Here is a 26,399-nt window from a genome sequence, read left to right on the forward strand (position 1 = left end):
TGATTTGAACAATTATTTTTTTATCCAATTAGCATTTCGTTCATCCTCAATTCCAAACAGTACAACAGATGCTTGCCCCACTGGATTTAACTCTATTTTTCGCACTTCTTCTGTAAGGCTATTCCAAGCTATTTAACTTATTGATGACATTCTGAAGTCCCTATTTTGTTGACTTCTTGAAACAGAAAATTTCAAAGTACTACTCCTAGTTTTGAGAGAACCCGATCCATTTCATCAAAATGTTCTTTGTCGCTTGAAGCATAAATCAAATCAAAACTATCGTCATTATTCATCACCGTTATTATGCTGTCATCGTAATTCCCATAAAATTCGATGCCAATCCAATGCCGAAAGGAAATACCTTTGTTTTTAAAATTTTCACGAATAAAATCCAAATCGGTTTGTTCAATGGAATAGAACGATTCACAGCCGTATTCAAGAGCGAATACGGTTTGCAAATAGGCCATCGCCTGAAAAAAATCGGTCAATGTTTCAAATTCCATTTTCCATACCTTTTCATCGTAACTCATATAGACAGGGGGATTGGACCTGGATAAATCGTTCCTATGGATTCCCCAGACACAGGCACGCTGATTCTCGCAATAAAAAATTAAATATTCGCTATGCTTGAAGTATTGGAATTGCTCGGGCTTGATCAAACTATCTTGCGTATGGTTCAGCCGCTCGTCTTTACCGAGTTCCAAATAATAATCTATAAACACCTGGGGCAATTCACCAAAATTATTTTTAATGGTTTGTATCTCGTCATGACTAAACCCGTTTCGTTTCGTAATATGAAACAGCTTTTTAATCATTGTAAAATCAGTCATCCGCATCACACCTTATCCTTGTATAATTTGCTATCGATTGACTTAAGAATATTCCAAGTCAGTCTCCTTAACCATCAAGGGGGCATGTTATATATTTTACCATATCTTTACTCCACTAATCTGCCCGTTAGTTGAACAAAGGGCTACCTCTCGGCAGCCCTCATTATTGAACTCTAGTTCCTCGTTAGCTTAACGACACGATAACATAAAAACCCCAATATATGGTACAATGTTGTTGGAAGTTTGAAAGTCATCAATCTAGCATTAAAAGGGGGCTGCTGAGAGTTGAGTAAAGAATTCAATTCCAAAACTCTCATAAATTTTACTTGCTACATTTACAGTAAGTAACAAGCCAATAGCCAAAAAAACAATTGATTCAAGCAATATAACAACATCTTTTTTTAAGCCTTAAATTACGTCCAATATTGCTCTTCAATCTTCAGATCCTTATGTCTCTTATCTACGTACTCATTCTCACTAATTATTTCTATTTCATTAGAATCAAAAAAACTAAGCAATCTCAATCCTTCATTTAACAATTCATCTTTATATTGTCGGGAAAACTCTGACCTTTTAACTGGGTCTGCAAGTTGATCATCGTAATCAAATACAATATATTTAAGGGCTATCATCCTAAAAAAGGAATATCCATTACAATACTCCCTGTAAATGTGTGAACAAGAACTAATGAATTCCTCCTCAATATAAACAAATCGATTTAATAGATCTCTGATCTTAAACTCTTCAACTGACCTATAATTAAGAATTTTTGTAAGTTGCCCTTCTAATTCATCCATCACATATTTAGAATTATAATTTAGATTAATCAATCTAAAATAGACATCTTTACCTAATGATTCTTCAAGTATCTCTTCTTTGTCATAAAGCCACTCTTCAAATTCCTTTGTTGAAAGTTTATTCCTCAAGACTGAGTGAAACCATTCTATAATTTCTTCATTGATCGGATCCATGATTTCAATCCTTTCCTTGCACCGCGGTTTCATATAACGCCTTATATACAAACTTCGTGAATTTTCTTATGTATGAAGTATTCGTCGAAATGCTTACGCTCTCCTGCCCGTTAGTTTAACGCAAAATAGTTATTCATTAGTCAAGTTTAATAAACTTATCAAAGCAGTATGAATCTTTGTCATAGCCATTATGTTCATAGAAAGCATGAGCCTCGGTTCGCTTCATCCCGGTGCATAGAATTATGCTGGATATTCCGCAATCTTTCGCATAATTTTCAGTGTATCTTAACAGTTTAGTGCCTACCTTATGTCGCTGAAAATCATTATGTACAGCAAGTCCGGTTATATGCAGATAATCATTCGCAGACCCTACAGCTAATGCATGAACGCTAGATATAAAACCAACAACATGGTTCTCAAGTAACGCTACAAACGTTTTGTAGTTGCCTGCCTTTCTCATCTGTTCCATCTTAACGCGAAAGTTCTCATCCGTAACAGTATGAACGCCAAGTACATTGTTCCATAAGAAAACAACTTCAGTATAATCGTTTGCTATAATTTCTCGTATTTTAATTTCCATACCCTGCCCCCGTTATTAAAATATTCACAATAAAGTATTCGTCAATTAAATGAAGCAATCCTGCCCTTTAGTTGAATAGCGGCAGATTTCTAAAAGGGATCTGCCGCTATTATATGCTAAAAAAATCGTCGATACATTTCTCTCCTGCGTTCGCCACGAAGTTGTGCGTATATTTGCGTGGTTGAGGCTTTCTCATGACCCAACATACCTTGGATGAAATTCCAAGGGAGCACCGTTATCAAGGAGTTGGCAAGCATAGGTATGTCGAAAGCGATGCGGATAAACATTCGTTTCAATCTCTCCTCGATCTGCAAGCCGTTTTAATGCCCACCTTATTGAAGGAATAGCCATGCGTTTAGTTGGGTTGGTATCCGTTACGAATAAGGCTTTACAGGTATCTCCACGACTGGTCAGGTACTTCCTTAACCATACTTTGCACTCTGTCGTAAAGTACACTTCTCTCTGCTTGGAGCCCTTACCGTTTACGACTATAGAGCAGTTTTCCCAATTGAGATCCTCGATGTTTATCCTCTCTACTTCCCCGACTCGACAGCCAGTACAATAGAGAAGCTCAAGCAGCGCTCTTTCTCTTAATGATTGGCACGAGATTTTAAGATGAATAACATCTTCCTCGACTAAAAACTTAGGAATTCGCTTGTCCAATTTGGGTTCTCTTAGTTTTAAAGAAGGATTTGAAGTCAGGTAAGTCTCTTCATACGCATAGCGAAATAGGGATCGGACGAAACGAATTCGATGCCCTAGGCTGCTTGGCTTCAAACGTTCTGCTTGTTTCGCCAAATATTGCTTCAGCATTGGCAATGTAATCTCCGCTATCTCGGGATCACCTAGTTCCGTCATTAGCATTTTGTTTTGGAGGACGTAGGCGTTCAATGTTCTCGGACTATATCCTTGAATTCGTTTATCAGCCTCATATAGATGCCACAACTCACTTAACTTCATAATAAAACCTCCCCTTAGAAGCTATTACAACTAGGTTTGCTTCTAAAGAGAGGTTTTAATCTTCTAACCTGCTTGAGCTAGCGTTTCCCGTTAGCGTAATGAATCATATGAATTTCATCGGTTATAATAGCCTTTACTAAAAACGATTACTGCCTCAGCAAGGGCTTCAGACAGTGTTTATATGCCCATGTCGTATAACGTTCTTGTATTCACGAAATGGACCATTCATAGATAGCTCTTATCTTAGGATGGTCCATTTGTTGTCTGAGTTTCATCCTTGATTGACATCTGACACCAAGGGGCGATAGCCCCGCAGCGTGAATACGGTGTTGTCTGATGCCCCTGGCTTCTTCGGATTGCCTTCAAAACATCTTCTCAAACTCTATATCTATCTTTTTTATCAGACTCTGTAAAATTATATTATTACAATGATTTTATAAACTCATAAGAAACGAACGACTTTCTTTATCCATTTTTTCTATCGCATATCTAAAAGAAACTCTTGGCATATTTTTGTGATTTTTAATAAGATAACCCATTACCTCTTCTTTATTTACTTGTGAAAAAGACTTAAGCATCCAACCATATCCTTTAAGAACTAATTCATGTTTATCATTTATTAACCTATCTGCAATGTAAAATGGCCTTAATCTGTTAAAATCATTTCGCATTATAGATTGAATAAGAATTACTGCAGATGCTCTTCGAACCCAAAAGTCATCATCTTCTGTCCATTCTAATACATTGGTAAATAGTTCTTTATATTGTAAAAGCAAATTTCCAAATGCATGGGTACAAAAATCATCACAATCTCCCCAGCCACGTACATATTTTTTTAACCACAAATAAAAAACAGAATATGTATTCTTAGTATATTGCTTATGTACCCTATTCGCCCAATCAAAAGCAATAACTCCCTTTTCCCAGTGACGTTCTTCCAGTAAACATTCACATAATGGCAAAATATGCTCTATCTTTTGATCAGGAAGCATTCTGAATACCTTGCCCGATAATTTTCGTATATCACCCGTTTTGATATGAGTCCCCATTGGTTTGTTCTCAATCAAGAATTCAATTTCGTTGTTAATATATTCGAATATATTATTCATCGAATTCTCCTTTTTTGGGTGAATATGGACCAGTGATTTCTATAATATTTCCATCTGGGTCTGTTAGTTGAAAGTAATAATATGGTCTAACATTATTAACATATTTGATACTGGTCAATTCACCGCTAATATCCAACTGTTCTATTCTTTCTCTTTCTTGTTCCAAATTTTCAGTCCAGAAATTTAGTACAAACTTGTGTGTATTTTCAGCTTCAACTATTGCAACTAAATTATCAAACTCCTCTACATATTCCCCTTTTTTCACAGTCAAATTTGGATTCAAAGCATCAAAATAACCATTCATAATAGAAATATTCTTCCCACCAAACTCAAACTGAGCAAATCGCTGCATATTTTGAGCACTTACTGACATTTCTAATAACTTCTCATAGAATTTAATTGACTTATTAAAATCCCTTACTATCAAATAAATTGAACCTAGATGCATATATACCTCCTCAGTGTTTAATATCAAAATAGTAAAAATAGTTTTCTATATAAATATGAGTAATCAAAAATGTCTTAATTGTTTTTGCAGACTTGGTTTGCAACCTTTTAAACCAAGGTAGTTTGATAGTGTACTTTCATTCTATCCTAAAACAAAAATGCAAACTAGCGTTCTTGTTTCTGTGTTTATATAATCAGGGGTTTCAGACAACGTCTTATTCGCGAACTTCGTGAATAATTCCGTATGTTGAGTATTCGCGAAATTACTGAGCTATCCTGCCCGTTAGCGCAGCAAGGCTGCCAATCGTGCTGGCAGCCTTGTCATGGTTGAACTATCGTTTCCCGTTAGCATTCCTGTAGAGCGTTATCTATCGTCACTTATCAAGCTGACAAATTTCACGAATAAATGAGCCTTCGTGAGAAAACTTAATAGCTCTTTGGCAATCGGTACATATTCTTGACATTGTACATTGACAAGAATATTTACCGATAAAACAATAAAACCACGATTTACGCGGTAATTAATCGGCTTATATTCTTGTCATTCGACAGAAAAATAAGGCCACGGTGTAAACCGTGACCTGCCTAAAACTAATTGGTTGTTGGTCTTGTAGATATTAGACCCACTAACATTTATAGGATAAAGTTTGATTTATGGTCATGCATCCGCATTGTATGAATAATGAGTAATTAAATTATTCTTTGTCAAAATAATCATCTGGCAAATTTAATTTTTTCAAACAACCTGTAAATTTTTCTCTGAAATTAATATTGCTTTTATATTCCGGCCATGCAACCTTATAATGACGCAATAACTTCTCATGAGGGATAACGCCCCAAAATAAAATAGTGTTTTTCACAACCTCCTTATCGCCACCCACTAACATCTGTTCAATGATTTCCCAACTTTCCGATTTGTCATTGCAATTGCGTGTGGCATAGATTGCGGCAGATTGAATATTCGAGTCGGTGTGGCACAAAAAGGACGCAAAGTTCTGAAGTGTAATCGCGCCGGAAGATTCCAAAACATACCCCACATGACGTAACGTTTCCGAATCGTGAACCCTGTCAAGACTTTGCAATATCACTTTTATAAATTCCGCTAAATCAAAAGATTTACTGTACCAATTCAGAATCATTAAAGCTTGTAAAAAATCTTCATTTCTTTCAGAATACAACAGCTCCAGAAGATAGTCTCTTCCCGCATCAAAAGAGGTTTTGCAGATTAGCTGAATGGCTGTGGTGCGATCATTTTGTCTTTGCTCAGCAACGCTCCTTAAAAAATCAATGGTTGGCTGCGAGATTTTCTTAAACTTGAACATTCCATCAAGCGCTTTTGATTTGATTTCTTCGTTTGGGGCTTTTTGATAAACCTGTATCAACGCATTTTCATCGCCCGGCATTCTACTGCCAAACCACGCGATATCATAATCCAGAATAATTTCGTCCAGCCAGCGCTCATACCAGTCCAGAAAGTTGTCTTCATAGACAAAGAAAAAGGGATGATCAGGGTAAAAAACTGCAGTGTAAATGATTTTCCCCCTGTGTTTCCCTTCAAGTACGAGATACATATCGTATTCACAGCCTTGTGTGCCAATGCACAACATGCCGCCCATCACCCTATCACGGGCGGCGTCGTATTCCGGGTCGGAGATGTCTTCATCACTGATCAGTGGCTCGATCAGATGGTTCCATTTTTCTTTTGTCATTCTCGGGTGTAGAACGCATTTTGTAGTGAATGCATTTCTTTCGGTATAGGAAGTTGCTTTTTCAATCGAATAAATCCCGTAATAAGGCCCGGCACCTCCATTTCCGACTTTCGTTAAAAACTGGGCATAAGGCTCCGGAAGTGTGACTTGATTCTTTGCTTGCCAGTCCGCAAGCTCTTTTGCTGTAAGCACTTCATAAACCTTGTATTTATGTGAAGATGCTCCAAACACCAAAAAAGCCGTATCTTTACGCATGGCCTTTTCGAGTTTGTTTTTTATTCGATCAAGTTGTGTTTCTTTCTTCCAAAACAACATATTGAATCCCCCCTGTTGATTATAGCCGGGCTTCCTTCGTTTGCTTATCCAGCAATTTCAGCAGATGCGGAAATCGGTATTCTCCGTACATACTCTGTATGTGCTCGGCAGCGACTGCTAGCTCCATGCCGACAGAGGTTATATACAAAGGCTTGGAGCTGTTGCCTCGGTAAAGCTTTTTGACAAAGGCTTCGTTGTCGTGAAAGGCATTTTTTTCAACACCGATCACTGGAATTTCCCCTGAAAAATTTGTGTAAACATAATGTCCGAGCCCGGGCTTTTTCTCATTGTTTAAGTACACATAGCCATCCACAACAATGGTATGTATTTTATTTATGTCAGTAAGTTTCAACAGTTCCTGTATGCAAGGGAGCTCTCGTTTATAGAAAAAACCCGTTTCGTATTTGTGAGGGTTTTCCGTATAAGACATGATGACTTCGAGTGGTTTAGAATCTTCCCAACATTGAAAAATAACCCCCACTGATTTCGCTTTATTTTCCTCATAATACACATCGACAGCGATGATCATTGATAGCGATTCCTTCCTTTAAGCTCATTTTAAGCTATAGATTATAGCCAATATATCACATTTTGCCGTGCAGGATGATCTATAGATTATCCCAATACCACCACTCCACCAATCTAACCTATCAAGGGGCGGGTAGTATTTATTCTGCCGCAGGCGCAGCACAGAAAAAATCTCCACCCTAAAACCCTTGACAGGCTGGATTTTTGACGTGCCATTTCGCCGCCGACAACGGGGAACAGGATTTTATCCTGCCCCCGGCCTCCTCCAAAGAATAGGATAGGGTGTAAATGATTGAATCTAAATGTACAGTTTCGCTTGGATAAGATTGTACAAAACGCTTGTATAATAACAGAGAATTAAGAATCTTTGCCTCTAACTAACGCCTTCCGCTCACGCTTCAGTTGTTGGCATATATAGAGTTGGAATGGTTTTGTTTCACAAACCATTCACTTCTATACATGTAATATTCACAGAAAACTATATACAAGAAGCTCACTTGTACGCATATAATCCTAGAAAAGCGCTTAGCAGCTGTTTTTAAGGATTATACCAATCATTTTAGAACATTCTTACACAAGCAAATATGTACATCCTTATATCAGCATTTACAAACTATCCTCCGTTAACTTAACGAAGAAAGGAGCAGCTGCCGTAACAAACTGCTCCTTATTTGTTGAACTATCGTTTCCCGTAAGCTTAGCGACCTTTAACGTTAAGCAGTATGTGCCCGTTAATATAATGAAGATACAGATTTAACCAGCAACCTCGGATAATTTGTGGACCTTAAACGTACTCTATCTCTTCTCGGCCTTCTGTACGCTCGTAACGGATCCAGCTCATCTCTTGGATACCGAGCAACTCCTTAAACTTCTCTACTGCAACGAACTCCCCCACATCGAACGCGAGATTACCAGCAAATAGTTTTTCAATGGATTTTATTTTCTCTTCCTTCAGTTCGAAAACCCTAAAGGCCTCGGCACGAGGATTTTGTTTCATGTATCCATCCAAAACTGAGGCATCAGCTTCCTCATATTCATCCAGCAGTTCTTCGATTTCACCGGCCATTAATTCATACAACACCTGAGCTTTTTAAGGTGTTTTTCATTACTCGAGAGATCCCCGTAAAATTCCTTCATTAACGTAACCTGCCAGTTAGCGGGGAAAAGGCAGCTGATAACAATGGTTGCCTTTTCCTGATGGTGTATTGAGGTATAGTTTCAATATACCTATCGGTTTTAACTACATTTGCTACAATTACTGCACACGACAAATCGCAATCATCTGGGCACATTAGAACTGGCAAAACAACCTCTTTACTTGCTGAATTGAACCTTCCTTTAATACATTATTTCTCTTTCGAGTCGCAGACCCAATCAATAATTGTTGGGATCATTCCCAGAAGATTATTTGAAGGATAATACTTGTGAAGCAATCTATCCAGAGGAGTACCATCAACAACGATAGTGTGATGTTCAACTTTACAGTACTCACTCTTCATCGGTTCGACTTCAATTTTATTCAACAGTCCCATTGATTAGACACCTCACTTTGAGCAATTAGCACACCTATATCGTATCTCGATTTACTCCGTTATCCTGCCCGCTCAATGAAACAGGGGAGCAGCTGCCGCGTTATTGTCGGATGACAAGAATATGAGCCGATTAATTACCGCTTAACCTATAGAATAAATCTCCCAATGAAAACAGTTGAAGATATGTTATTCTGCCAGTTAGCGTAACGAAAAGCTGCCTAGCGACAGCCTCTCTCAGTGTTGAACTATAGTTTCCCGTTAGCCATATATGCAGCGCAAGTGCCGCATCACAGATGATGAAAATGGATAAAATCAGTCAATACTGCTACTACGGCTGGCGAAGAAGGTCGATGAGCTATGGTGCCTTAGAGCCCATCCGTTAGTCTGACTCCAACGACCCCGGTGCATCACAGATTGTCGCTCCCTTTCGGGAAGCACTCATGGGAGATTAATCCTACTCTGGTTTTTGCACCAGCCTAGTCTTTAGTGATTGTAGAACGAAGTTTGTTGTTTTTCTGTCTGCCTAACTTTATTTAAGTACACATAAGGCTCAGCCTTTTTTTAAAAAAGTGTTTTTCTGGGTTTTCTTTCTTATGTTCTTTTACTAGTTTTGAGCTATTTTAATTTTCATGGGAGCTTAACGGAACTTCGATATTATTGTTATTATCTGATTTAGGATGATGACGATTTTCTATTACAAAAAAATGATTGAAAATACCTACTACTCGTATTTTATTATCTGCCTCTCCAAAAATTTTTGTTTCTGCTGTCATAAAAATAATCTCATGTGTGAGACTTGATGATTTCAAGTCATTAATAGTATGAAAGCAATTTGAGCTTTCGGAACTGTAACATTTAAGACCGTGAACCTTTTGGAGGTAATTATCATAATCTTGACTACTTGGTTTTGTATAAGCCATCACAAATAATAATTATGGAAACTATTAGAAAAGCATATTTCTTCTTGATAAAGGCACCTCATCTCTTATGGATAATCGTACCAGATAATACCGCATTTAACTGCCTAATAGTTCAACAAGGCAACACCACGCTATACTGCCCTATAGCTTAACGACAGAATGAGCAGCTGCCGCGGTGGCAAACTGCTCCCAGGATCTCTAGACTAACGTTCCCCGTTAGTTCAATACGTCGTTTTTTTCTAGATGGAGGGTTCTAGGAGACTAATTTAGTAATGAAATTAGTAAATTCTCTACAACTTTAATTGAATTTAATGATGCAGTTTTCACGTTGCACTCAAAAGTTTCCGGCGCTTCACTATCAGCATTATCCGATATTGCTCGAATCACAATAAATGGAACATTATTTACGTAACACACTTGGGCGACACTGGCACTTTCCATGTCTACACACATAGCTTGATGTTTCTCAATCAATATATTTCTTTGTTGATGGGTAATAAATGTTTCACCAGTTATGATTCTTCCGAAATGGCATGTAAAACCGAGTCTTTCAGATTTAATTATCCTAATACATTTTCCTTTTAGTGCTTCATTAGCTTTTATGTATTGATCCTCTAACCAAGGATGATATTCAGTAATAATCTCAGGAACCACATCATGATGAGCGACTTCAGTTGATACGACTACATCACCAAATTTAAGATTATCGTTTAATGAACCCGCTACACCAGTTAAAATGATTAAATCCACCTGGAATTTATCGATCAATACTTGGGTAGCTATTGCAGCATTTACTTTACAAACCCCACAAAAAGCACCTACTACCGACACATCATGATATTGCCCTGAATAAAAATTTAGCATGATATGCTTTGTGATTGTCTGATTTTTTAGTTTATCGATAAACGGATTAATTTCATCTTCAGAAGGACCCAGTATACCTATCTTCATTGAAATTACCACCTTTTATTTTCAATAACACCTAATCATACACACAAATTCCAACGGATCAACACATAGTATTCGTTGATTTAGGGGGATTTTCCTTTTTATGCAACTAAACTGCCCGATAGTTAAACAGGTAGCCACTAATACCGACTGCTTGTTCTTCATGATGCTAACCATTCCCCGTTTGCGTAATGATCACTTGAATTATTTGTGACTTAAAAAATACATTCAAACCGCTCTACTCCTGGGTATTTTTCTCCCAAACTTGTTATCGAGAAACCAATTTTTTTATAGAAGCCAACAGTATCTTTATCGGTTTCTGCCTTTATTCTCACATTCTTTTTAGTTTTTATGAACTCATTTATCATTTCACTGCCTATACCTTTACCACGATAATTGGCTTTAATTGCAATATGCTTAAGTTCTATTTCATTAGTTGATTCGTATATGAATCCAATTAGCCCTACTAGTTCATCATTATTTAAACTCCCAACTAATTCCCGTGAATGATTGTCTATGTATGTTTTAAGTTCATTATCAATTCTTTCATCATTAGCCCACATACACTCAGCCATTAAAAGCTTCAATTCACCTAAGTCTTCATAATTTTTTAAACTAATCATAAGAAGCACCACTCCTTATTTAGATGATCTTACAGATGTTACGTATTCTTGACACATGTTAAGCTATCCTGCCGTTGAATAAAGGCAGCCGATCGAGTTGACTGACGTCTGGCTTATCGTGTTTGAGCTAACGTTCCCCGTTAGATCAACAACTAAGAATAAAATGATTTAGCGTATTGGCTCACCATAAATCACATGAAAATGAAGATGCTTTGAGTCTTGGTATTTTCCTAAATTAGTCGATACCCTACAAGCCCCATACTCAGACTGCACTTTAGATGCTACTTTTTTAACAACGTCCATCAATTCAATTAAGAGGGCGTTGTCACTCTCATCTAGTGTTAAAAGAGATGAGATATGCCTCTTTGGAATTGTAATAATGTGAACGGGATAAAAAGGGCGAGTGTGATGGTACGCAAGAACGTTATCAGTTTCAAGTACTTTCTTTACATAAGTACGACCACTTAACACCTCATCGCAATAAAAATCCTCAGTCATCAAATCTCCTCCTTCTTACTTTTCTCATTTTAACATTCGTCATTATTTGTAACTATCCTGCCCGTTAGTTCAATGAAAAAAGCAGGATACCGTAGCTCCTGCAAATCAATTTGTATTATTCAACTATCGTTCCCAGTTAGCGCAACGACTTACTCTGTTGAATTTCGTGTTCCTCAACATAAAGCGGCATCAGAGAAGGCGAATCGTACCTTATCGCGGCCTTTAAACGACAAAATGGTGCCGATAGCCATAGCCCCATAGCTGCAACGAAATAATGAGCCTAATCCGACAGTGCTCGCATGATGTTGGATTTCGCCTCTGCCGCAATCGCTTCATTCCCGTCATCGACCGCTTGCATCAAGATCAGTACGGGGATGTATACCGCGATCAGCCGCGCCAGCAGCTTCGTTTCCTCGTCCGCTCCTCCGTAAGTTTCGAAAAACACGCCGCGGGCGTAAGGTGGTAAAAAGCTGTAAGCAACGCTCAAATCGCAAGCCGGATGGCCTACGCTCAGATCGCCCCAATCAATGATGCCGGAAACGATCCCGTTCTCATTCACAAGCATATTTTTGAAATGAAGATCGCCATGTAGCAGTGCATTCACCGCCTCGACATGGTCCGTTTGCAGCCTGCTAATATACGCTTCGATCACACCGGACTCCTCCGGCGACAAGTGTTCAACCACCTTCGATAGAAAGCCCTCCAATTTCACTTTGCGCGATGCTATGTCCGTCAAGCTTCGATGATCTTGCTGAACTCCGCAGTTCAGCGCCGCCTGCACCGGAAACTCATGCAATCTCCGCAAAAATTTCGCCAGCGTCTCTGCCGATAAAGCCCGGCGTTCTTCCGTCAAACCGATGGGGAAATCTCCTGGCACGTAGGCATAGCCAAGAAATGGTGCCGGGTATTCGTCACTTGCTTCGCCATAAAACAACGGTTTCGGATAGGAGATGGTCATATATGCCTCCAGCTTCGGCAGCAGCTTCCCTTCCATACGAATCGAGCCAACTGCAATCGTTCTTCTTGGAAACCGGAACACGTACTCGTCACCGATGAGAAAAACCGTATTGTCCCAGCCCCAGCCCAATCGCTTCACTTGCTTCGATGACAGCTGAGGGAATTGTCTGCCGATCAGCGTCCGCGCCTGCTCTTCGTTAACCTCCCACTCCGCATCCCATACATTCGTTCCTCCCATGAATTGTCTGCCTCCTCGTTCCTTACGTTATTTAGATGTTTACATTCCCTGGAAGTTACGCATAACTGCCCGTTAGCTTAATAACGCAGTGTCAGTCTAATACTTTATTTGCCGAGTCTAACACTTTATTTTTCAGTCTAGAACTCTATTTTCATTTGACACTTCTCTCTCACATTTAATTTTCTCGCAGTCTTCAATAATGAACTGAATCTCTTCCGCTGTAAGCTTAGCTTTTTTCGAAGAAAAATCCTTTTTTAAATTGTTGTAGACTTTCTTATTATTTTTGAGAAATTTGAACTCATATCCCATACTACTAACATAAAAATGTTTTGGCTCATGACTATCAATTCCATAACCCGAAACTTTAAGTATAGTTAGATATTCTAAAGTTTTATTTTCTATGTATGCAGCAGTGGACCTATGATGTCCGTCAATTAATGTACTCATAAAACCTTCATAATAATATGCGAGCCCAGTCATGATCTCCCCATTTTTAATTTGCTCCCTATATTCATAACTCTTTCAATGTTTAAACAATCGATTCGTTGAGAAGGTAAAAGGAATTTTGGAATCCCCGTGCTTGAATGGTACTTGTAAAAAAAATCAGCGGATGCATTATACGTTCTTTGCTTAGTAGATAAGTTCCAAAAAAACTCACCTTCTCCATTAGTTAGTATCATTTCTATATAAGACACCAAATAATATCCATTTTCTAGAATACTCAGCAGAGGTTTAACCTTTTCAAATGCAGTACTAAGGTCATTCCCTACCTCTTGTGAATCTTTAACTTTATCAATCAAACTGGTAGTCGCATTTCCTCTTCCTAATCCAATACTTAATACCTTGGCACAAGTAGGGCAATACAGTTCATACCCAAAACTGTTGATTAAAGGTTTATTATCCAGCATAAGAACATTAAACGGCTCACCAGAGTTATCCACCCCAAATTTAGTTATTAACTTTCCACTCCCATTATTTACTCGAAGTAACAAAGCATCCTTGTCCCATGAGTTAAAAATACTCGGAATGATTTCTTCGCATACGATCGAATTAGGTGCCTTAAATATCTTCTTCATAACTTCCACCCCACCCTAATATTACAAAAACTATACCATATCTTGAATTCACCTTATCATCAACTAACAAAAAAACCATCAGATTTCACTGATGGTTTTGAAGTCTTACTATAAAAAACGTACAGCGTTCAAAGTACTTATCTGCTGCTCGTTTGTCTTCCTTTAGTGAACCACTCGGACTTTGGCTTTAGTGGAGGGTTAGACTTAGGTTTTGCTTTGGCAGGTTTTGATGCCGCTGGTTTAGCTGTTGATGGTCTGGAAGTCGATGGTTTAGAAGATGCAGATCTCGAACCTGATGGTTTCGAAGATCTTTCTGTCTTCATCTGCGTTTTACGAGACATCGGATACGGATGATCCTTCACTTCTGGAATCGATTTTCCGATCAATTTCTCAATATCCTTAAGGAATGGAAGCTCTTCAGATTCGCAAAAAGATATTGCAGTCCCGCTTAATCCAGCTCTACCCGTACGACCGATCCGGTGCACATAGGTTTCTGGAATATTCGGCAAGTTGAAGTTGATTACATGAGACAACTCATCAATATCAATTCCTCGCGCGGCGATATCCGTAGCTACAAGAACGCGGGTTGCACCACTTTTAAAATTCCGCAATGCATTCTGACGATCATTCTGCGACTTATTGCCGTGAATGGCTTGTGCAGAAATGTTCACTTTCGCTAGATCGCGTGTAACACGGTCCGCACCACGTTTTGTACGAGTAAACACCAGCGCAGAAATGATTGATTTATCCTGTAACAAAAGATTCAATTGATTCTGCTTATTTCCATTCTCTAATAAATAGATCGATTGATCGATTCTATCCGCAGTAGATGACACGGGTGTGATTTCTACTTTTACTGGATTCACAAGCAAAGTTTTGATCAATTTGGAGATCTCAGTAGGCATCGTTGCCGAGAAGAACAGTGTTTGTTTCTTCGTTGGCATTTTGGCGATAATTCGCTTCACATCATGGATGAAGCCCATATCTAGCATACGGTCAGCTTCATCCAAGACAAGAATTTGGACATACTGTAAATCCACACGTTTTTGATTGATCAGGTCGATAAGTCTTCCTGGTGTAGCAATTAAGATATCAGCACCTTGATTCAGGGCACGCTCTTGTACTTTCTGTGATACACCGCCAACGATGGCAGCAGAGCGGATATCTGTGAATTGGCTATACGCTTTTATGTTATCAGCAATTTGAATCGCTAGTTCTCTTGTCGGTGTTAAGATCAGCGAGCGAATGCGTCGCACATTGTTTGATTTATTGGGACTTGTTTGTTCGCTTAATAATTGAATAATAGGTACAGAAAATGCAGCTGTCTTTCCTGTTCCCGTTTGAGCACATCCAAGTAAATCTCTACCTGCTAATACAGCTGGGATCGATTGCTCCTGTATAGGTGTAGGTGATGTATAGTTTTCTTTGGTTAAAGCCTTTAAAATCGCAGGCATAATATTCAGTTCGTTAAATGTCATTGGGTCTCCTTAATTTCTAATACATATATTCTTAACATTAAATCCATTTGTCACGTCATAAACAATAATCATAACACAATTAGTCACATAATAATAGATATTCTTTATCATCACACCAATTTTCATTAAAAATCCATTTCAGGATACCAGTACAATTAATAACTAATAAGAGCTATGCAGTCCGATACCTTAGCAAAACACATCACATTACCGAAATAGCTGCTATACAGTCCGAAAAATGTTTAAGTATGCGTATCAGCAAATAACGTTTCCCAACACACAACAAAAAAAGCGGAGGATTTCTCCCCCGCTTCTTATCATTCGTATGAAGACTATTCTACGATTTCAGCAGTGTCGCCATTGTTGGCACCAGCAGCATTAGCTTCGTCAGTATCAATATGCATATCAAGTTTGAAGCTGTCGGATACACGAGCAATTACGTTCTCCAATACGAGACCGCGGTCGCCACCGAGACGAACTTTAAGCAATTGCTTATCCGCAATGCCCCAAGCTTCAGCTTCAGAAGTGTGGAAGTGAATGTGACGAGCTGCGATGATAACGCCTTGTTCTAATTCAACTTCACCAGCAGGTCCTTTAAGCGTAATGCCAGGTGTTCCTTCAATATTTCCAGATTCGCGAACTGGAGCTTTCACGCCAAGTGCGAAGGAGTCAGTACGGGAAATTTCTAATTGGGAAGCCGGACGAGCAGGTCCCAAAATTCTTACCTTGTCAAATTTACCTTTGCTACCGATAACTGCTACTTGTTCATTTGCTGCAAATTGTCCTGGTTGGGAAAGTGGTTTGAACTCAGTTAATTGATATCCTGGGCCAAACAGAGCCTCCACGTGCTCTTGCGTAAGGTGAATATGTCTAGCCGACACACCTACGGGTACAGTCTTACTCATTGTAAAGTCACTCCTTGTATTTTCTCTAGTATCTGTACAAGCCATTAATCATTATACATCTTCTTACCCAAAAATAAAAAGGGCTGCATCATAAGGAAGCCCCTTTTTTCGACAATTTATGTTTTTTGCACAAGATTGTCATGGTTTAGACACCTGAGAGGGCAGATTTGCGCTTAAAAAAGAGGTCGCATTCTCATACATCCAGCCTTTCACAGTATCCTCTGGATAATAACGAAGGAGCTGCTCTATAAGATCAGGGTATTTTCCCGGATGCTCCAACTTCTCTACCCAAGTATCAATGCCGTCAAAATCCGAGCCAAACATCATATGCTTCTCACCGCCGAGACTACATACATGTTCAATGTGCTTTAACAAATCATCCATACGAGCCTTCCCATCATCACTTACAAACCACGGATAAAAGGTCAGGCCCATTCTTCCATCCATTGCAATCAAAGCTTTGATCTGTTCATCATTTAAATTTCTAACATGCCCACATATAGCTGAGGCATTCGAATGGGAAGCAATAAACGGAAGATTGCTTAAATCAGCCAACTCCCAGAACCCCGCTTGTGACAAATGCGACACATCAAGCAGCATTCCACTTTCGTTGCACCATTCTATCAGCTTTCTCCCTTTTTCCGTAAATCCACCATTACGTTGCTCTAGCACACCATCTGCTGCCCAGTTCGCATAATTCCAAGTCACACCAAGAAACCGTACTCCAAGTTCGAAACAGAGCTGAGCATAAAACAAGTTCCCTTCTAAGCCATCTACGCCCTCCAGAGAGAGCATTGCTTGTGGAGGTGCGCCTACTAATCGATTCCCTACTTGCTCCTTCCACTGTAACCACTGAAGCCCATCTGTGTTCACTATCTTTTGCCTAAAGAGATCAATTTGCCCTAGAACATGTTCAAAGCTTGGTTTTCCTCTGTTAGTTGAAAGAAATATTGCAAAACATTGCAACTCCACTCCGCCAGAAGCCAGCCGCTCTGCAGTAACATCTAATCGAGGATCATTGTCAAAATTTATTTCCGGGGAGGCTTGCATTTTGCTTAGCACATCACAATGGAAATCTGCTACTTTAAACTTATCAGCCCTCATTTTACAACCCCACTTTCTCACAGTCCCAGCCGTTCATTTCATTTCCAAATGCCTATTTCAGATACTATGCAAAAAAACGCCAGACTATAAATCAAAAGCAAAAAACCTGTTTACAAAAGTAAACAGGCTCAATCATTCTATAGGTCTATTATCTGGGTTCAACAATCAGTTTAATAGCGGTTCGATCTTCCCCATCAATCACTATATCAGTGAACGCAGGAATGCAGATCAAATCTACTCCGCTTGGTGCAACAAATCCCCGGGCAATGGCAACTGCTTTGACTGCTTGATTCAGTGCTCCAGCTCCAATAGCTTGTAACTCGGCCGATCCACGTTCACGAAGAACACCCGCTAATGCGCCGGCGACGGAATTTGGATTGGATTTAGCTGATACTTTTAATACATCCATAGTAAGTACCTCCCCTGGGAAAATAATGGTGTTCTTCCACTACTTTAGATGTTATTCGCGAGAGAAGAAATAATTCCTTCTTTTTACGGACCACGTCTTCCAAAAACGGTATTAAAGATACTCTTTTATGATATTAAAAATATCACACTTTACCCTAACTCAGCGAAATTACCCGGATTAAACCATACTCTGTTCTACGTTTAGCTCATAACCCATTCACCTTCACGTAACCGTATCTTCTCCAGACGAGTTGCCGCACCAGTATTTTCATCTAATTCTGCAAATAAACCGTGAAGCTGCCACTTGCCTTCATCGACAACAAATCGTGCTGGAAGCTGAGTTGTGAACTTATAAAGTACTGCATCTCTTTCCATACCCAGAATTCCTTCGCTTGAACCAACCATTCCCGCATCGGTCAAATACGCAGTTCCTCCTGGTAAAATCACATCATCATTTGTCTGAACATGAGTATGTGTCCCAACAACAATCGATGCGCGACCATCCATAAAATATCCCATGGCGATTTTCTCAGAGGTTACCTCTGCATGGAAATCGACTAAAATACATTTGTGATCTCTACGAAGCTCTTCCACAATTTCTTCCCCAACACGGAAAGGACAATCGATAGCAGGTAAGAATGTCCGGCCTTGCAAATTTACTATGGCCAGTTCTTTACCGTTCCCTTTAACGACTGTATAACCTCTTCCCGGTGTTCCTGGCGGAAAATTAGCGGGACGAATAATCCGAGCCTCATCATCGATGAACTCAAAAATATCTTTGTTGTCCCATGTGTGGTTTCCCATAGTTATACCGTGAACGCCCCAGTTAAAAAACTCATTAGCGATCGCCTTGGTGATCCCTCTACCGGCAGCAGAATTTTCACCATTAACAATAATGATATGTGGCTGATATTTACTTTTTAGTGAGGGCAACATCTCACGAAGAGCCTTTCTGCCAACATTTCCAACGATATCTCCAATAAATAGTACTTTAATGATTCTCTCCTCCTAATCTTAACCGCTATATCTAATGGATAAGACCTTATATTCAAAAGAAAAAAGGCCCCGCTTAGGGGCCAATTCTCAACAAATATAAGAAAGTATAAGTTACATCTTATCCCTTAACCTTATATTCCACCTATTTAGCGTATTCAACAGCCCGTGTCTCACGAATAACGGTAACTTTGATATGTCCTGGATAATCCAGTTCACTTTCAATCATTTTCGTAATATCGCGAGCTAGACGGAATGCCTCTGCATCGTCAATCTTCTCTGGCTGTACCATCACGCGTACCTCACGGCCCGCCTGAATAGCAAATGATTTCTCAACGCCTTCGAATGACTCTGAGATTTCTTCCAGTTTTTCTAGACGTTTAATATACGTTTCCAGTGTTTCACGGCGAGCGCCAGGTCTTGCTGCTGACAATGCATCAGCTGCACCAACCAACATAGCAATAACCGAGGTAGCTTCGCAATCTCCATGATGAGACGCGATACTGTTGATAACAACCGGATGTTCCTTATATTTCTTCGCTAGTTCAACGCCGATCTCAACATGCGATCCTTCTACTTCATGATCCAGCGCTTTGCCGATATCATGGAGCAATCCTGCACGTTTTGCAAGCACGATGTCTTCCCCAAGCTCACCGGCCATCAGTCCAGTTAAATAAGCAACCTCCATGGAGTGCTTCAATACATTTTGACCATAGCTTGTACGGAATTTCAGACGACCCAGAATCTTGATCAAATCTGGATGCAATCCGTGAACACCCACTTCGAAAGTAGCTTGTTCACCATATTCGCGAATTCGTTCGTCCACTTCTTTGCGGGATTTCTCCACCATCTCTTCAATTCGAGCGGGATGGATACGTCCATCTGCCACAAGCTTCTCAAGTGCCGTACGGGCCACTTCACGGCGGATCGGATCAAATCCCGACAAAATAACTGCTTCCGGCGTATCATCAATAATGAGGTCGATACCTGTAAGAGTTTCGAGTGCACGAATATTACGGCCTTCACGACCGATAATCCGCCCCTTCATCTCTTCGTTCGGCAGGGTAACAACTGAAACTGTTGTCTCCGCTACGTGATCAGCTGCACAGCGTTGGATAGCGAGTGTGATGATTTCGCGGGATTTCTTATCCGCTTCCTCTTTCGCCTGCTGTTCAATCTCTTTGATCATTTGAGCCGTTTCATGGCGAACTTCTTGCTCAACATTGCTAAGAATAATACTTCTTGCATCTTCGATGCTTAAATTGGAGATTCGTTCCAATTCAGTGACTTGGTTTTTGTAAATAACATCAATTTGTTGTTGGGTTTCATCAATTCGTTTCTCTTTGTTAGCTACTTGTTCTTCTTTTCTTTCAAGCGATTCCATTTTTTTATCCAGAGATTCTTCCTTTTGCAGCAAACGTCTCTCTTGCCGTTGGATTTCATTCCGACGTTCACGAGTTTCTTTCTCAGCTTCAGTACGGATTCTATGGACTTCGTCCTTAGCTTCCAATACCGTTTCTTTCTTCAGCGCTTCAGCGTCCTTCTTCGCATTTTCTACGATGACAACAGCTTCTCTTTCTGCGCTTTGAATTTTAGCTTCTGCAAGGGATTTACGAATAAAATAACCGAACCCAAAGAATATTGCAGCTACAACGAGAACGATAATGACCCAGATCCATGATTCCAGCATCTGTTCACCTCCTCGTTGGTTCCTCTCCAAGGTATACCCCTGGGAATTGTGCAGTTGTTAAACTATCCGTTCATCACCATACAAAAAACCGGTAAACAACCGATTGCCATACTGCACATGCTGCACATGCACACTGCCCGCCTTATCCGGCGATTACATTTCATATGAGTTGTACGCGAACCGTTTTAAAAAGTCACCTTTTTGGGAAGGAAAAAGGATTCTTACTTTATGCCGATTCATGTTATATTTTATTATTTATAAAAAGACATTGTCAAGAGAGTCGATATACGCATTAATGTCAAGAGAATCAGTGAGTCTAGTAAAATTCCTCATCTTCACCCTCATAATTGTCTTCCTCAAGTAAAGTATTGATCACTTGTCGCACCATATCACCCGAGAATCCACGCCGCATTAAGAAGGCTCCAGTCTTTCTACGCTTATCTGCGGCTTCACCACGAATAAGATTCCATTTCTTACGACCAATCTGAAGTGCACTCTCTAGTTCTTGTTCAGGACTGACATTCTCCAGTGCTTCCGAGATCAAGGTTTTGTCGATTCCTTTCTCACGTAGCTCTTGGCGAATCCACATTTTCCCTTTTCGCTGGTTCGTAATGCGTTGCTCCGCCCATTGCTTTGCATACAAGGGGTCATCAAGAAATCTTTCCTGCTGTAGCCGTTGCACCACTTCCGCAATAATAGTCTCCCCTATTTCCTTCTGCCGTAAACGGCGAGTCATTTCCATAGCGGTACGTGGCTTACGTTCTAGATAACGAAGTCCTTCTACATAAGCTCGTTGTCGCTCATCAGCAACAACAATTTCCTCCAAATCGGCTTTCATAAAAGAATTTCCAGTAATCATCCGATATTTAATCATGACGTCTTCGTGTACAGTCATGTTATAGGCTCCGAAATGTATGATGTAGCGGTGGTCCGACTTCTTCTGACGTTCTACCTTAGTAATTTCTAAAAGTTCTCCATCAGGAAAATCAGATAGGACCTGTACGTCCTGCTCATCCGATTCAAAATCCATATCCAGCTGTATTACCATAGTCGCTTGTCACCTCATAGCAATAAAATATCCCCACAAAGTGCGGCTTAACTTCGGTGCGTACTCAGGTACTTTGGGGGGACCCCAAATATATATGTTCTTACACTGTTAAGAAAAGACACCCTGCAACAATGAATCACAGGGCGTCCTATTCCTTAGTAAATTCTATTGTTCGATTTCGAGAAGTAGCTTTTCTTCTTCCTCTTGCTCTGCAATGATTTCCGCTTCATTTGGTGCAGCAACAATAGTGGACAGGTTACTTGCTTCACGGATCTTGTTCTCAATGATGAGTGCAATATCTTGATGTTCTTTCAAGAACTGTTTGGCATTCTCACGTCCTTGGCCGAGACGCTCACCCTCATAGGAATACCATGCACCACTCTTATTCACGATGTCCATTTCAGTACCGATGTCTACAAGACTTCCTTCTCTGGAAATCCCTTCACCATACATGATATCAACATCAGCTTGTTTAAATGGAGGTGCTACCTTATTCTTCACAATCTTGATCTTGGTGCGGTTACCTACAACGTCGTTACCCATCTTAATACTTTCGACACGACGAACATCCAACCGTACGGAAGAGTAGAATTTCAACGCCCGACCACCCGGGGTTGTCTCAGGGTTACCGAACATAACACCAATTTTCTCACGAAGCTGGTTAATAAAGATAGCAATTGTATTCGATTTACTAATGGCACCAGATAGCTTCCGAAGCGCTTGAGACATCAAACGAGCCTGTAGGCCGACGTGAGAATCACCCATATCGCCTTCGATTTCCGCTTTAGGAACCAACGCAGCTACGGAGTCAACGACAATAATGTCTACTGCACCACTACGGACAAGTGCTTCAGCAATCTCAAGTGCCTGTTCACCCGTATCTGGCTGAGATAGCAACAATTCATCAATGTTTACGCCCAAGTTACGTGCATACTTCGGATCGAGCGCATGCTCAGCATCGATAAATGCAGCTTGTCCTCCTTGTTTTTGCACTTCTGCAATAGCATGAAGAGCAACAGTCGTTTTACCGGAGGATTCAGGTCCGTATACTTCAATAATACGACCCTTTGGAAGTCCGCCTATACCTAACGCAATATCAAGTGCCAAAGATCCGCTAGGTACAACTTCCACTTGCATATGAGTGGATTCTCCCAGTTTCATGATCGAACCTTTACCAAATTGTTTTTCTATTTGACGAAGCGCCATATCAAGCGCTGCACGACGATCTGACAATCAGACCACTTCCTTCACTGTTTATAATAATATAATAACGTGTTTTTGAGGTCTTGCCAAGCTTTTTTTCGAACATACATTCGTTTTTTTTGTCTCAAGCGTTAATTATCCCTTTTATTGTAAGCCTCCCTCCGGACATAGAAGTTAACTGATTTCTCTACTTCACCGGACATCAACGACTTATGATCAAAATCAAAACAGCGATCAAAATCTCCGCAGATATACAAAAAACCGCAGCAAAGAAATCTCAGTGCCACGGTTCTTCCGTATGTCTCAATTATAACTGGGCTAATCTCCCATTACAAGTCTGAGCCTTCAAGAGGTGTCTCCACCTTCCGTTCCTCAAGTCTGCGCCATAGACGATACAACAGAGCTTTAACAGTACGCAGTCGTATATTTTCACGTGTACCTTTAAGATTAAGCTCATACACCTCTGTCTTACGCCCGCGTTCAGCTAAACCAATAAATACAAGTCCGACTGGCTTACGTTCAGAATAGCCTGGTCCTGCTACACCAGTTACAGATAAACCGAAATCACTATCTGCGATCATTCTCACCTGATCAGCTAACACCTCGGCAACTTCACGACTAACTGCCCCTGGAGCATCTGGCCCCTCCAAATAAGCACTTGGCACATTCAGAAGTTTTTTCTTCAGGTCGTTGGAATAACAGACGATTCCTCCCGCAAACATCGAAGCACTGCCTGGAATGTTAGTTATACTCTCCATCAGCAAGCCTCCAGTGCAACTCTCTGCCGCACTTAAAGTCAGACCTGCATCCGCCATCCAATCCACAATCAATTGCTCCAGTGGCACGTCAATATTTGCATATAAATGTTCTGGCAAAATCTCTTTGATCTGTTTCTCCAGAATCTCCAGCTTCTTGTAAGCTTCATGCTCGGAAGGCGCCTTTGTCGAAATACGAACGGTTACCTCTCCCTCTTTAGCGTAAGGAGCTATGGTTGGGTCTGTCTGGCTGTGAATAAGATCAATGAGCTTATCCTCAAGCAGTGATTCTCCGATACCGGCAAATTTAAGCATTTTAGAATAAAGTGGCATTTCTGTCGTTAGAGCGTGCTGCTGGAGCCACGGTACAGCTTTATCTACGAACATCGGCTTCATCTCGCGAGGCGGACCAGGAAGCACAATATAATATTTCTTTTCATGCTCAAAAGCAATGCCAACAGCAAGACCAATCTCATTTGGCAACGGTGTAGTTCCTTCAATTATAAGTGCCTGTTTACGATTATTCTCCGTCATTACAATCTTTCGATCATCAAAGAAACGTTGTACATGATCCATTGCCAAGCGATCTATATGAAGTGTGCGACCTAAGGAAGCAGCCAGCGCGTCTTTCGTTAGATCATCTTCTGTAGGACCAATACCACCGGTAAATATGATAACATCCGCTCTGCTTTGAGCGATCTCAATGGCTTGCTGCAAGCGACTGCTGTTATCCCCAACTACGGTTTGAAAATATACATCAATCCCAATAGCAGCTAGCTCAATAGACAAAAACTGGGCATTACTATTTACGATTTGACCGAGCAAAAGCTCCGTGCCTACTGCAATAATCTCCGCTTTCATACCTGGCTTTCGCCTCCTCGTTATAATGTAGATACACTGCTTTTAGGGTTTAAAAAAGGTAATAGGTGCTTTACCTATTACCTCTCCTATATGTAGCTGCCTAAAATGCTTAAGCATTATGCAGCTGTAATAGATCCTTATTCTTCACAAAATAATCAATTCCAGAGTAAATAGTGATCAAGGCTGCAGCCCAGATGGCAATATCATCTACAGGAATGCTGACGAATTGAAATGGGAAATTATTTAACAACAGCAGTGAGATCGCTACAATTTGTACAACCGTCTTTATCTTACCCCATTTGCTGGCGGCAACCACTTTTCCCTCTAACAATGCTATCTGGCGAAGCCCGGTTACTGCGAACTCACGACTAATGATAACAATTGCGATCCATGAATCACATCTGCCCAATTCCACAAGTGAAATCAGAACTGCAGAAACTAACAGCTTGTCCGCTAACGGATCAAGGAGCTTACCGAGATTGGTGACCATATTATATTTCCTTGCTATGTAGCCATCTATTCCATCTGTGCTCGCTGCAAGCAAAAAGATTACAGCTGCCACCAAATGATTAACAGATAGCTGAAAAGAGCCCCAATGTATCGGTTCTGGATAAAAACTGAAATCCACCAGTAAGAAAAACATCATAATCGGGATCAGGCAAATACGTGCTAGCGTGATGCGGTTGGGCAAATTCACTGAAGTTCCTCCCCTAAATCGTTCATACAAATTGCCTGAGTCAGGCTCATCTATTTCTACTTAAGCAAGTATATTATAGCTATAAATAGGTGTCAAAAAAAATACAAAGCACCCCGCATAATGGCGCTGATAAGCACTGCGGGGTACAAAATGCTATTTTAAGTTGTTGAACTGCAGGTCCAGCGGCAAATCAGCTTTACGCAAAATCTGGATAATTTGTTGTAAATCATCGCGACTCTTACCAGTTACGCGGATCTGATCTCCTTGAATCTGGCTTTTCACCTTTAATTTCGAATCACGAATCAGGATGTTAATTTTTTTTGCGTTCTCCTGATCAATCCCTTGCTTAAGACCTAAACGCTGACGAACACTACCCAGAGAAGCGGGCTCCACTTTGCCGAAATCCAAGTTTTTCAGCGTGATACCTCTCTTCACCATCTTCGATTGTAAAATATCAATAACAGCGTTTAACTTATATTCGTCCTCAGAGGCGATAATAAGTGCGTCTTTCTCCAGCTTCAGACTACTCTTGCTGTTCTTAAAGTCAAAGCGGTTGTCAATTTCTTTCTCTGTTTGGTGGATCGCATTGGTTAATTCCTGCATATCCATTTTAGATACGATATCAAATGAACTTTCTGAACTCATAACTACACGTCCTTTGTACTTTTTAGTCTGCTACTATTATAAAAGAATGATACCCTTAAGTCTAATATTGGATAATATGTACCTCACCCGACACAGAAAACAGCCCCACATAGTGGAGCTTTTCCTTCGAAATGAGTTGTGTTTCAGGTAGAAATACGTCTCCAAAGGAAAATATCCTCGGAGACGCACATTCTAAATTCTCTATCTGCTTCGAAGCGGGCTTCGAAACATATCCAGAATTCCAAGCACGATATGTGCAAGACCGAACCCGAGAATTCCATAACCCCAAGCACTTGGTGTCATATAGTATCCGATAAGACTGACAATAACCCCAAGTCCAGCTACAACCCAGCTAACAATCATGAATGTAC

At 40.2% G+C, this 26,399-nt stretch carries 28 protein-coding genes; all 28 read right to left on the bottom strand.

Annotated elements, in window-relative coordinates; all coding sequences use genetic code 11:
- Positions 1 to 191: 191 nt before the first annotated feature.
- Positions 192 to 815, bottom strand: a complete 624-nt coding sequence (locus tag PAENI_RS16960) for a hypothetical protein (RefSeq protein ID WP_262495635.1) — start codon at positions 813 to 815, stop codon at positions 192 to 194.
- Between the two features lie 428 nt (positions 816 to 1,243).
- On the bottom strand, positions 1,244 to 1,801 hold the full coding sequence (locus PAENI_RS16965; RefSeq protein ID WP_149646103.1) for a hypothetical protein: 558 nt from the start codon (positions 1,799 to 1,801) through the stop codon (positions 1,244 to 1,246).
- A 136-nt stretch (positions 1,802 to 1,937) separates the two neighbouring features.
- The gene (locus PAENI_RS16970; RefSeq protein WP_149646104.1) at positions 1,938 to 2,381 is read right to left on the bottom strand and encodes a GNAT family N-acetyltransferase; all 444 of its coding nucleotides are present in this window, start codon (positions 2,379 to 2,381) and stop codon (positions 1,938 to 1,940) included.
- 192 nt (positions 2,382 to 2,573) lie between these two features.
- The gene (locus PAENI_RS16975; protein WP_262495636.1) at positions 2,574 to 3,341 is read right to left on the bottom strand and encodes a tyrosine-type recombinase/integrase; all 768 of its coding nucleotides are present in this window, start codon (positions 3,339 to 3,341) and stop codon (positions 2,574 to 2,576) included.
- 434 nt (positions 3,342 to 3,775) lie between these two features.
- Positions 3,776 to 4,450: a DNA alkylation repair protein gene (locus PAENI_RS16980; RefSeq protein WP_223178966.1), complete on the bottom strand. Its 675-nt coding sequence runs from the start codon at positions 4,448 to 4,450 to the stop codon at positions 3,776 to 3,778.
- Positions 4,443 to 4,898 carry a VOC family protein gene (locus PAENI_RS16985; RefSeq protein WP_149646105.1) on the bottom strand — a complete coding sequence of 152 codons (456 nt, stop codon included), beginning with the start codon at positions 4,896 to 4,898 and terminating at the stop codon, positions 4,443 to 4,445. Before PAENI_RS16985 ends, PAENI_RS16980 begins: the two co-directional genes overlap by 8 nt.
- Positions 4,899 to 5,592: 694 nt before the next feature.
- Positions 5,593 to 6,921 carry an SMI1/KNR4 family protein gene (locus PAENI_RS16990; protein WP_149646106.1) on the bottom strand — a complete coding sequence of 443 codons (1,329 nt, stop codon included), beginning with the start codon at positions 6,919 to 6,921 and terminating at the stop codon, positions 5,593 to 5,595.
- A 19-nt stretch (positions 6,922 to 6,940) separates the two neighbouring features.
- Positions 6,941 to 7,450 carry an endonuclease V gene (locus PAENI_RS16995; RefSeq protein WP_149646107.1) on the bottom strand — a complete coding sequence of 170 codons (510 nt, stop codon included), beginning with the start codon at positions 7,448 to 7,450 and terminating at the stop codon, positions 6,941 to 6,943.
- A gap of 783 nt (positions 7,451 to 8,233) precedes the next feature.
- Positions 8,234 to 8,515 carry a hypothetical protein gene (locus tag PAENI_RS17000; RefSeq protein WP_149646108.1) on the bottom strand — a complete coding sequence of 94 codons (282 nt, stop codon included), beginning with the start codon at positions 8,513 to 8,515 and terminating at the stop codon, positions 8,234 to 8,236.
- Positions 8,516 to 9,601: 1,086 nt separating this feature from the next.
- On the bottom strand, positions 9,602 to 9,754 hold the full coding sequence (locus PAENI_RS31870) for a hypothetical protein (RefSeq protein WP_188114605.1): 153 nt from the start codon (positions 9,752 to 9,754) through the stop codon (positions 9,602 to 9,604).
- A gap of 408 nt (positions 9,755 to 10,162) precedes the next feature.
- Positions 10,163 to 10,852 (bottom strand): 5'-methylthioadenosine/adenosylhomocysteine nucleosidase, encoded by a 690-nt coding sequence (locus PAENI_RS17005; protein WP_149646109.1) that lies wholly within the window; start codon positions 10,850 to 10,852, stop codon positions 10,163 to 10,165.
- Positions 10,853 to 11,064: 212 nt separating this feature from the next.
- A complete protein-coding gene (locus tag PAENI_RS17010; protein ID WP_149646110.1) occupies positions 11,065 to 11,472 on the bottom strand; it encodes a GNAT family N-acetyltransferase in 408 nt (135 codons plus the stop codon).
- 168 nt (positions 11,473 to 11,640) lie between these two features.
- Positions 11,641 to 11,970 (bottom strand): HIT domain-containing protein, encoded by a 330-nt coding sequence (locus PAENI_RS17015; protein ID WP_149646112.1) that lies wholly within the window; start codon positions 11,968 to 11,970, stop codon positions 11,641 to 11,643.
- Positions 11,971 to 12,250: 280 nt separating this feature from the next.
- Positions 12,251 to 13,165: a phosphotransferase gene (locus tag PAENI_RS17020; RefSeq protein WP_149646113.1), complete on the bottom strand. Its 915-nt coding sequence runs from the start codon at positions 13,163 to 13,165 to the stop codon at positions 12,251 to 12,253.
- 132 nt (positions 13,166 to 13,297) lie between these two features.
- The gene (locus PAENI_RS17025; RefSeq protein ID WP_149646114.1) at positions 13,298 to 13,612 is read right to left on the bottom strand and encodes a hypothetical protein; all 315 of its coding nucleotides are present in this window, start codon (positions 13,610 to 13,612) and stop codon (positions 13,298 to 13,300) included.
- 29 nt (positions 13,613 to 13,641) lie between these two features.
- Positions 13,642 to 14,241 carry a hypothetical protein gene (locus tag PAENI_RS17030; protein WP_149646116.1) on the bottom strand — a complete coding sequence of 200 codons (600 nt, stop codon included), beginning with the start codon at positions 14,239 to 14,241 and terminating at the stop codon, positions 13,642 to 13,644.
- Positions 14,242 to 14,378: 137 nt separating this feature from the next.
- Positions 14,379 to 15,719, bottom strand: coding sequence for a DEAD/DEAH box helicase (locus PAENI_RS17035; RefSeq protein WP_149646117.1), 1,341 nt, complete (start codon positions 15,717 to 15,719; stop codon positions 14,379 to 14,381).
- A 332-nt stretch (positions 15,720 to 16,051) separates the two neighbouring features.
- A complete protein-coding gene (pduL, locus tag PAENI_RS17040; RefSeq protein ID WP_149646118.1) occupies positions 16,052 to 16,624 on the bottom strand; it encodes a phosphate propanoyltransferase in 573 nt (190 codons plus the stop codon).
- 138 nt (positions 16,625 to 16,762) lie between these two features.
- Positions 16,763 to 17,728, bottom strand: coding sequence for a dipeptidase (locus PAENI_RS17045; RefSeq protein ID WP_149646119.1), 966 nt, complete (start codon positions 17,726 to 17,728; stop codon positions 16,763 to 16,765).
- A 148-nt stretch (positions 17,729 to 17,876) separates the two neighbouring features.
- Positions 17,877 to 18,137 carry a stage V sporulation protein S gene (locus PAENI_RS17050; RefSeq protein WP_019910496.1) on the bottom strand — a complete coding sequence of 87 codons (261 nt, stop codon included), beginning with the start codon at positions 18,135 to 18,137 and terminating at the stop codon, positions 17,877 to 17,879.
- Positions 18,138 to 18,337: 200 nt separating this feature from the next.
- Entirely contained in the window at positions 18,338 to 19,132 is a 795-nt protein-coding gene (locus PAENI_RS17055) for a TIGR00282 family metallophosphoesterase (protein ID WP_076285442.1), read from the bottom strand.
- A gap of 142 nt (positions 19,133 to 19,274) precedes the next feature.
- Positions 19,275 to 20,819 (bottom strand): ribonuclease Y, encoded by a 1,545-nt coding sequence (rny, locus tag PAENI_RS17060; RefSeq protein ID WP_370510565.1) that lies wholly within the window; start codon positions 20,817 to 20,819, stop codon positions 19,275 to 19,277.
- 316 nt (positions 20,820 to 21,135) lie between these two features.
- Positions 21,136 to 21,867: a regulatory protein RecX gene (locus tag PAENI_RS17065; RefSeq protein ID WP_149646120.1), complete on the bottom strand. Its 732-nt coding sequence runs from the start codon at positions 21,865 to 21,867 to the stop codon at positions 21,136 to 21,138.
- 165 nt (positions 21,868 to 22,032) lie between these two features.
- Entirely contained in the window at positions 22,033 to 23,100 is a 1,068-nt protein-coding gene (gene recA, locus PAENI_RS17070) for a recombinase RecA (protein ID WP_042128809.1), read from the bottom strand.
- A 299-nt stretch (positions 23,101 to 23,399) separates the two neighbouring features.
- The gene (locus PAENI_RS17075) at positions 23,400 to 24,686 is read right to left on the bottom strand and encodes a competence/damage-inducible protein A (RefSeq protein WP_042189391.1); all 1,287 of its coding nucleotides are present in this window, start codon (positions 24,684 to 24,686) and stop codon (positions 23,400 to 23,402) included.
- Between the two features lie 109 nt (positions 24,687 to 24,795).
- Positions 24,796 to 25,383: a CDP-diacylglycerol--glycerol-3-phosphate 3-phosphatidyltransferase gene (gene pgsA / locus PAENI_RS17080; RefSeq protein WP_036688397.1), complete on the bottom strand. Its 588-nt coding sequence runs from the start codon at positions 25,381 to 25,383 to the stop codon at positions 24,796 to 24,798.
- Between the two features lie 153 nt (positions 25,384 to 25,536).
- Positions 25,537 to 26,028, bottom strand: a complete 492-nt coding sequence (locus tag PAENI_RS17085; protein WP_042128814.1) for a YajQ family cyclic di-GMP-binding protein — start codon at positions 26,026 to 26,028, stop codon at positions 25,537 to 25,539.
- A 201-nt stretch (positions 26,029 to 26,229) separates the two neighbouring features.
- Entirely contained in the window at positions 26,230 to 26,391 is a 162-nt protein-coding gene (locus tag PAENI_RS31875) for a hypothetical protein (RefSeq protein ID WP_179085813.1), read from the bottom strand.
- Between the last annotated feature and the right edge of the window lie 8 nt (positions 26,392 to 26,399).

The organism is Paenibacillus sp. B2(2019), assembly GCF_008370385.1.
Taxonomy (GTDB): Bacteria; Bacillota; Bacilli; order Paenibacillales; family Paenibacillaceae; genus Paenibacillus_AQ.